This is a genomic window from Ideonella sp. A 288, assembly GCF_002198735.1.
Taxonomy (GTDB): Bacteria; Pseudomonadota; Gammaproteobacteria; order Burkholderiales; family Burkholderiaceae_C; genus Pseudaquabacterium.
On record NZ_MWLO01000082.1, the window covers coordinates 24,389 to 31,513 of the forward strand.

General features: G+C 68.0%; 6 protein-coding genes. All 6 read right to left on the bottom strand.

The annotated features are described in order from the left end of the window. Window positions 1-65 precede the first annotated feature (65 nt). The 6 genes from glgC to EOINJALH_RS07060 all read right to left on the bottom strand — a co-directional run bounded on the left by glgC (window position 66) and on the right by EOINJALH_RS07060 (window position 6,963). Window positions 66-1,343: a glucose-1-phosphate adenylyltransferase gene (glgC, locus tag EOINJALH_RS07035; RefSeq protein ID WP_088279637.1), complete on the bottom strand. Its 1,278-nt coding sequence runs from the start codon at window positions 1,341-1,343 to the stop codon at window positions 66-68. 41 nt (window positions 1,344-1,384) lie between these two features. Continuing rightward, complete coding sequence (locus EOINJALH_RS07040; protein WP_088279638.1) at window positions 1,385-2,452, bottom strand: ABC transporter ATP-binding protein; 1,068 nt, start codon at window positions 2,450-2,452, stop codon at window positions 1,385-1,387. A gap of 81 nt (window positions 2,453-2,533) precedes the next feature. Further along, window positions 2,534-3,358, bottom strand: coding sequence for a carbohydrate ABC transporter permease (locus EOINJALH_RS07045; RefSeq protein ID WP_234413699.1), 825 nt, complete (start codon window positions 3,356-3,358; stop codon window positions 2,534-2,536). A 104-nt stretch (window positions 3,359-3,462) separates the two neighbouring features. Next, complete coding sequence (locus tag EOINJALH_RS07050; protein ID WP_088279640.1) at window positions 3,463-4,341, bottom strand: carbohydrate ABC transporter permease; 879 nt, start codon at window positions 4,339-4,341, stop codon at window positions 3,463-3,465. 107 nt (window positions 4,342-4,448) lie between these two features. Next, the gene (locus EOINJALH_RS07055) at window positions 4,449-5,717 is read right to left on the bottom strand and encodes an ABC transporter substrate-binding protein (protein ID WP_088279641.1); all 1,269 of its coding nucleotides are present in this window, start codon (window positions 5,715-5,717) and stop codon (window positions 4,449-4,451) included. A gap of 43 nt (window positions 5,718-5,760) precedes the next feature. Then, on the bottom strand, window positions 5,761-6,963 hold the full coding sequence (locus EOINJALH_RS07060) for a carbohydrate porin (RefSeq protein WP_158219676.1): 1,203 nt from the start codon (window positions 6,961-6,963) through the stop codon (window positions 5,761-5,763). Window positions 6,964-7,125: the final 162 nt, after the last annotated feature.

The following is a 7,125-nucleotide window of genomic DNA, read 5'->3' on the forward strand; positions in this document are numbered from 1 at the left end:
CCCTGCACGGGTGCGGCCATGGGCGCGGGCCGGGCAAGCGGCGGCTGGCGGGCGGCGGGCATGCCTCAGGCGGCCAGCCGGTCGATCATCGGCTGTGTGATCAGGCACACGCCGCGCTCGGTGCGGCGAAAGCGGCTGGCGTCGAACTCGGCGTCCTCGCCGACCACCAGGCCGTCGGGGACGACGACGCCGCGGTCGATCACCACCTTCTTCAGCCGCACGTGTCGACCGATCTTCACGTAGGGCAGGATCACCGCCTCTTCGATGTGGGAGTACGAACTCGTGCGCACGCCGGTGAACAGCAGCGAACGCCGCAGTTCGGTGCCCGAGACGATGCAGCCGCCCGACACCAGCGAACTGATCGCATGGCCGAGGCGCGCGGGCTCGTCGTGCACGAACTTGGCCGGCGCCGTGAGCTCGCTGTAGGTCCAGATGGGCCAGTCGGTGTCGTAGAGGTCGAGCGCGGGCGTCACGGCGGTGAGGTCGATGTTCGATTCCCAGTAAGCATCCACCGTGCCGACGTCGCGCCAGTAGGCCTCGGCCTCCTGCGCCGAGCGCACGCAGGACGCGCTGAAGCGGTGGGCCACGGCCTTGCCGGTGCGCACCACGTGCGGGATCAGGTCCTTGCCGAAGTCGTGGTCGGAGCTGGGGTTGGCGGCGTCGGCCTTCAGCAGGTCGAACAGGAACTTCGTGTCGAAGACGTAGATGCCCATCGAGGCCAGGGCCATGTCGGGGCGGTCGGGGATGCCGGGCGGGTCGGCGGGCTTCTCGATGAAGCTCTTGATGGTGTCGTGCTCGTCGACGTGCATCACGCCGAAGCCGGTGGCCTCCAGGCGCGGCACCTCGAGGCAACCCAGCGTGACGTCGGCGCCACTGTCCACATGCTGCTGCAGCATGATCTCGTAGTCCATCTTGTAGATGTGGTCGCCGGCCAGCACGACCATGTACTTCGGCGCGTAGCTCTCGACGATGTCGAGGTTCTGGAACACCGCATCGGCGGTGCCGCGGTACCAGGCGTCCTCGTCCACGCGCTGGCTGGCCGGCAGGATGTCGAAGCTCTCGTTGCGCTCGGCGCGCAGGAAGCTCCAGCCGCGGGTCATGTGGCGGATCAGGCTGTGCGCCTTGTACTGCGTGGCCACGCCGATGCGCCGGATGCCGGAGTTCAGCGCGTTGGAGAGCGCGAAGTCGATGATGCGGGTCTTGCCGCCGAAGAACACGCCGGGCTTGGCGCGCCGGTCGGTCAGTTCCATCAGCCGGCTGCCGCGGCCGCCGGCCAGCACGAAGGCCATGGTGTCGCGGGCCAGGCGGGTGGGGGGGTGCTTGCCGTTGCCGGGCGTGGTCATGAGGTGTCTCCTATCGCCTGAAAGACGCGCTTTCAGTGGCGTCAGGCCATCCGCCTGCCGTCCCCGGTGTCGAACAGGTGCGCGCGCTCGGGTGACCAGGCCAGGTGCACCGTGTCACCGATGCGGCGATGCACCTGGCCGGGCACCCGCACCGTGAGCTTACCAACCGCGGTGTCCACCGTCACATAGGTCTCGGGCCCGGTGGGCTCGAGCATGGCCAGCGTGCCGCCGAGACCCTGGTCGGCGAACGAGAGGTCCTCGGGGCGCAGCCCGTACACGACCGCGCTGCGCGGCGACGCAGCGATGGCCTGCCGCTGCGCGGCGTTCAGCGGCAGCTCGTGGCCGTGGGCGGCCAGGCCGTCCCCTGCGCTGCGGCCGGCGTCCACCATGTTCATGGCCGGCGAGCCGATGAACTCGGCGACGAAGCGCGTGGCCGGGCGGGTGTAGATGTCGTCGGGCGTGCCGAACTGCTGCACCAGACCGTCCTTCATCACCGCGATGCGGTCGCCCAGCGTCATCGCCTCGACCTGGTCGTGGGTGACGTAGACGGTGGTCGTCTTCGTGCGCTGGTGCAGCAACTTGATCTCGGCGCGCATCTCGACGCGCAGCTTGGCGTCGAGGTTGGACAGCGGCTCGTCGAACAGGAACAGCTTGGGGTCGCGCGCCAGTGCACGCCCCATGGCCACGCGCTGGCGCTGGCCGCCCGACAGCGCGCCGGGCTTGCGGTCGAGCAGGTGGCCGATCTGCAGCATCTGCGCCACGCGCTGCACCGCCGCGTCGCGCTGGGGCTTGGGCACCTTGCGCATCTCCAGCGCAAAGGCGATGTTCTGCGCCACGCTCATGTTGGGGTACAGCGCGTAGCTCTGGAAGACCATCGCGATGTCGCGGTCCTTGCTGGGCAGCCAGGTGACGTCGCGATCGCCGATGTGGATGCTGCCGCTGGTGGGCGTGTCCAGCCCGGCGATCATCGCGAGCAGCGTGCTCTTGCCGCAGCCCGACGGGCCGACGAGGATCAGGAATTCGCCCTCGGCCACGTCGATGTCGATGCCCTTGAGGATGTCGGCCGCCGCGTAGCTCTTGCGGACCTGGCGGATGTGCAGTGCGCCCATGGTGTTTCCTTGGCCCCGGTGCCGCCGCCGCTGCTGCGCCCTCGAAAGGAACGCCCGCCGCGCAGGCCACCCGGTGGCGATTCAGCCCTTGACAGCGCCGGCGGTGAGCCCGCGCACGAAGTATTTGCCGGCCACGGCGTAGATGAACAGCGTGGGCAGTGCGGCGATCAGCGCCGCGGCCATGTCCACGTTGTATTCCTTGACCGAGCTGGAGGTGTTCGACAGGTTGTTCAGGCCCACGGTGATGGGCTTGCTGTCGGCGCCGGAGAAGACCACGCCATAGAGGAAGTCGTTCCAGATGTTGGTGAACTGCCAGATCACCGTGACCACCATGATCGGCGTGGACAGCGGCAGCACGATGCGCACGAAGATCTGCCAGAAGCCGGCGCCGTCGAGCATGGCTGCCTTGATCAGTTCGTCGGGCAGGCCGACGAAGTAGTTGCGGAAGAACAGCGTCGTGCTCGGGATGCCGGCCACCACGTGCACCAGCATCAGGCCCCAGATCGAGCTGGCCAGGCCCAGCCAGCCCAGCACTTGGCTCATCGGCAGCAGCACCACCTGCATCGGCATGAACACGCCGAACAGCAGCATCGCGAACATGGTTTCGCTGCCGCGGAATTTCCACTTGCTGAGCACGTAGCCGTTGAGCGCGCCGATGGCGCTGGAGATCAGCACCGCGGGCACGACCATCAGCACGCTGTTCATGAAGAAGGGCTTCAAGCCGCCGCAATCGGTGCCGGTGCAGGCCGATCCCCAGGCCTTGGCCCAGGCGGCGAAGCCGGGGTCGGTGGGCAACGACAGCAGGTGGCCGTTGCGCACCTGGTCCATGTCCTTCAGCGAGGTCACCACCATCACGTACAGCGGCGACAGGAACCAGGCCGCGAAGACCAGGAGCAGGCCCCACAACAGAACGCGATGCAGGGTGGGCGCCCCCAGGGCCGGACCGCGTCCGGCCCGCCCCCCGCGGGGGTCAAGCAAACTTGGGGCGGCCCGGCGTTCACTTGGGCGGTTCATCGCTTGCTCCTGAGTTCGCTGTACAGGTAGGGCACGACGATGGCGGCCACGGTGGCCAGCATCACGGTGGCGGCGGCCGCGCCCAGGCCGATCTGGCCACGCGAGAAGGCCATCGCGTACATGAAGGTGGCGGGCAGGTCGGTGGCGTAGCCGGGGCCGCCGGCGGTGAGCGACATCACCAGGTCGAAGCTCTTGATGGCCAGGTGGCTGACCACCATCAGGGTGCTGAAGAACACCGGCCGCAGGCTGGGGATGACGATGCGCCAGTAGATGCGCGGCAGGCTCGCGCCGTCCACCTGCGCGGCCTTGATGATGTTCTCGTCGATGCCGCGCAGGCCGGCCAGGAACAGCGCCATCACGAAGCCGGCGCTCTGCCAGACCCCGGCGATGGCCACGCAGTAGATGGCCTTGTCGGGGTTGACCAGCCAGTCGAAGGTGAAGTCGGGGAAGCCCCACTGGTGCATCAGGTGCTCCAGGCCGAGGCCGGGGTTGAGCATCCACTTCCACGCCGTGCCGGTGACGATGAAGCTGATCGCCATCGGGTACAGGTAGATCGTGCGCAGCACGCCCTCGGCACGGATCTTCTGGTCCAGCAGCACCGCCAGCAGCAGGCCCAGGGCCATCGCGCCGCCGATGAACAGCAGGCCGAAGACGGCCATGTTGGTCAGCGCGACGTGGAAGCGGTCGCTCTCGAAGAGGCGGCCGTACTGCTCGAGGCCGACGAACTCGTAGTTGGGCAGCAGCCGCGAGGCGCTGACCGACAGCCAGCCGTTCCAGGCGATCAGGCCATAGATGAAGAAGAAGCCGAGCACGAAGCTCGGGGCCACCACCAGCTTGGGCAGCCAGGGGGTGCGCAGGGCAGAGGGCGCGGACATGGTGTGCAGCCGAGTTATGGGCGGTGGGGTGGGGCGGTCGACCGGAACGGCGGGGCCGGCGCGCCAAGGCGGCTCGCCTGGCCCGGGCCGCCCCGGTCAGCGCCGGATCACTTGCCCTTGGCCGCGCCGACCAGGCGGTCCATGGCCTGCGCCACGGTCACCTTGTCGTCGTTCCAGTACTGCGACACCACGTCCTTGATCGCGCCTTCCACCGACGAGGGCACGGCCATGCCGTGGGCGATGCTGGGCACCAGGCCGTTGCCCTTGGCGGTGGCCACGAAGTCGGCCGCCGAGGTCTTGGCGCAGTCGTCGAACTTGTCGAGCTTCATGCCCAGACGCACCGGGATCGAGCCCTTGTTGAGGTTGAACACCTCCTGGAACGACGGGCTCATCAGCGTGGCGGCCAGGTCCTGCTGGGCCTTCTGCTTGGCCGCGTCCTTCAGCTGGAAGAGCGCGAAGCTGTCGATGTTGTAGGTGAAGGCCTTGGCCGTGCCCGGCGCGGCGACGCAGACGAAGTCCTTGCCCGGCACCTTGCCCGCGGCGACGAACTCGCCCTTGGCCCAGTCGCCCATCAGCTGCATGCCGGCCTCGCCCTTGATGACCATCGCGGTGGCCAGGTTCCAGTCGCGCCCGGGCGAGTTCTTGTCGGTGTAGGACTTGACCTTGCGGAAGGTCTCGAGCACCTTCTGCATGGTCGCGCCCTTCAGCTCGCCGGTGTCCAGCTGCACCAGCGCCTTGCGGTAGAAGTCGGTGCCGCCGACGCCCAGCGCCACGCTCTCGAAGGTGGTGAAGTCCTGCCAGTTCTGGCCGCCATGGGCCACGGGGATGACGCCGGCCTTCTTCAGCGCCTCGGCGGCGGTGAAGAACTCGTCCCAGGTGGTGGGCACCTTGGCGCCGGCCTTCTTGAAGGCCTCGGGGTTGGCCCACAGCCAGTTGACGCGGTGCACGTTCACCGGCGCCGCCACGTAGTGCCCCTTGTACTTCAGGCCGTCGGCGATGGCCTTGGGCAGCAGCTCGTCCCACTTCTCGGTCTTGGCGGTGGCGTCCATGTTGGCCAGCACGCCCTCTCGGGCCCACTCCTGGATCGACGGGCCCTTGATCTGCGCGGCCGCCGGGGCATTGCCCGAGACCACGCGAGACTTCAGCACCGTCATGGCCGAATCGCCGCCGCCACCGGCGACCGCGAAGTCCTTCCAGGTGTGGCCCATCTTCTGCATCGTGCCCTTCAGTTCGGCAGCGGCCTTGGCCTCGCCGCCGCTGGTCCACCAGTGCAGTACCTCCACCTCGCCGGCCCGGGCGGGGCCGGCGGCCAGTGCGGCGCAGGCCAGCGCGGCGCTGGCCAGTGCAGTGAGGTGGGCTTGTCGGTTCGTGGTCATGGGGTGTCTCCTGTGGGGTGGGGCGCGTGGGTCGGGCGGGCGGTCAGAACCACCACTCCACCTGGGCGCCGGCGCTGGTGCCGCTGGTCTTGTCGGCGAAGCCCGCCACGCCGGTCACGTTGCCGGCGGCGGCGTTCCACTTCGCGGTGGTCACGTACAGGCGCAGCTCGGGGCGGCTCCAGAACTCGTTGTTGATCGACAGTGTCGGGGCGATCGTCACCTTGCTCAATCGCGCCGCGCTTTGCCCTTCCGTCTTGTACTGCGAGGCACCGGCCTCGACCACCATCTTGAAGTTGCGCGTCACGCCGTACGAGATGCGGCCGCCCAGCGTGGTGGCGGTGGTTCGCTTGCCGGCGTTGTCTTCCGAGGTGCCGACCAGGGCCAGGGCCTGGCCGCCGAAGGCGCCCGACTGCCAGTTGATGCTCTCGACGATGCGGAAGCTCTTGGCCGAGGACTTGCGCGTCAGGTCGCCGAAGTTCGATTCCAGGCTGGTCGAGCCGCTGGCCGCCTGCACCCACAGCGTGTTGTTGATGCTGGTGCCGAACAGCCTGGCCTGGTCGTGGCGCAGCGACAGGCCCAGGCCGCTGGTGCCGCCGCTGAAGTCGCCCTTGGTGAGCGTGAAGAACAGGTTGGCCTTGCCGCCGGGGTTGCTGTCGATGCCCAGCACCTCGAGGTTGAGGCGGTTGCCCGGGCGGGTGTCGCTGCTGTCGCCGTCGGTCTTGTACCAGGCCATGCCGAGCTTGCCCGAGCCCACGCTGATGCCCTTGACGCCGGCGCCCACGCCCTTCATGTCGGTGAAGAACCAGTCGACGATGTGCACGTCGCCGCGGCGGCCGCGCGACTTGCCGATCCAGAAGGTGGCCTCGGGCAGCACGTCCAGGCCCTTGGCATGGGCGAACAGCTGCTCGAAGTTCAGGCCGCTGCCGTCGTTGTCGGTGGCGTTGGTGTAGTGGGTGACCATCACCGTGCCGCCGTAGTCGATGCCGTCCTTGCTGTAGTTCTGGTCGATCTGGAATTCGCCGTAGATGTCGCACTCGTTGCCCAGGCGGTAGTTCAGGCCGCGGGCGATGCTGTTGCCGGCGCCTTCGTTGAGGTGGTAGCAGGCGCGGGAGGTGTTCTTCTTGGTCAGGCCCGGACCGCCGCGGAAGTAGCCGCTGAAGTCGGTGGCCTGGGCGCCGCCGGCCACAGCCAGCAGCACGGCGGCCCACAAGGGGGCGGGCGAGAGTCGGTTCGAGCGCTTGGACATGGGGGTTGTCTCCGTGGGGTGTGAGGGTGTCTCGGTTGAATGCATCATTAATTGATTAACGCAAGACAACATTAATGTGTCATGCGTCGCCTGCGATTGGTCTAGGTATTAACACTAGATTAATAAATGTGGGGGGTCGGTGTCTCCCGGTGCATGGCGTGG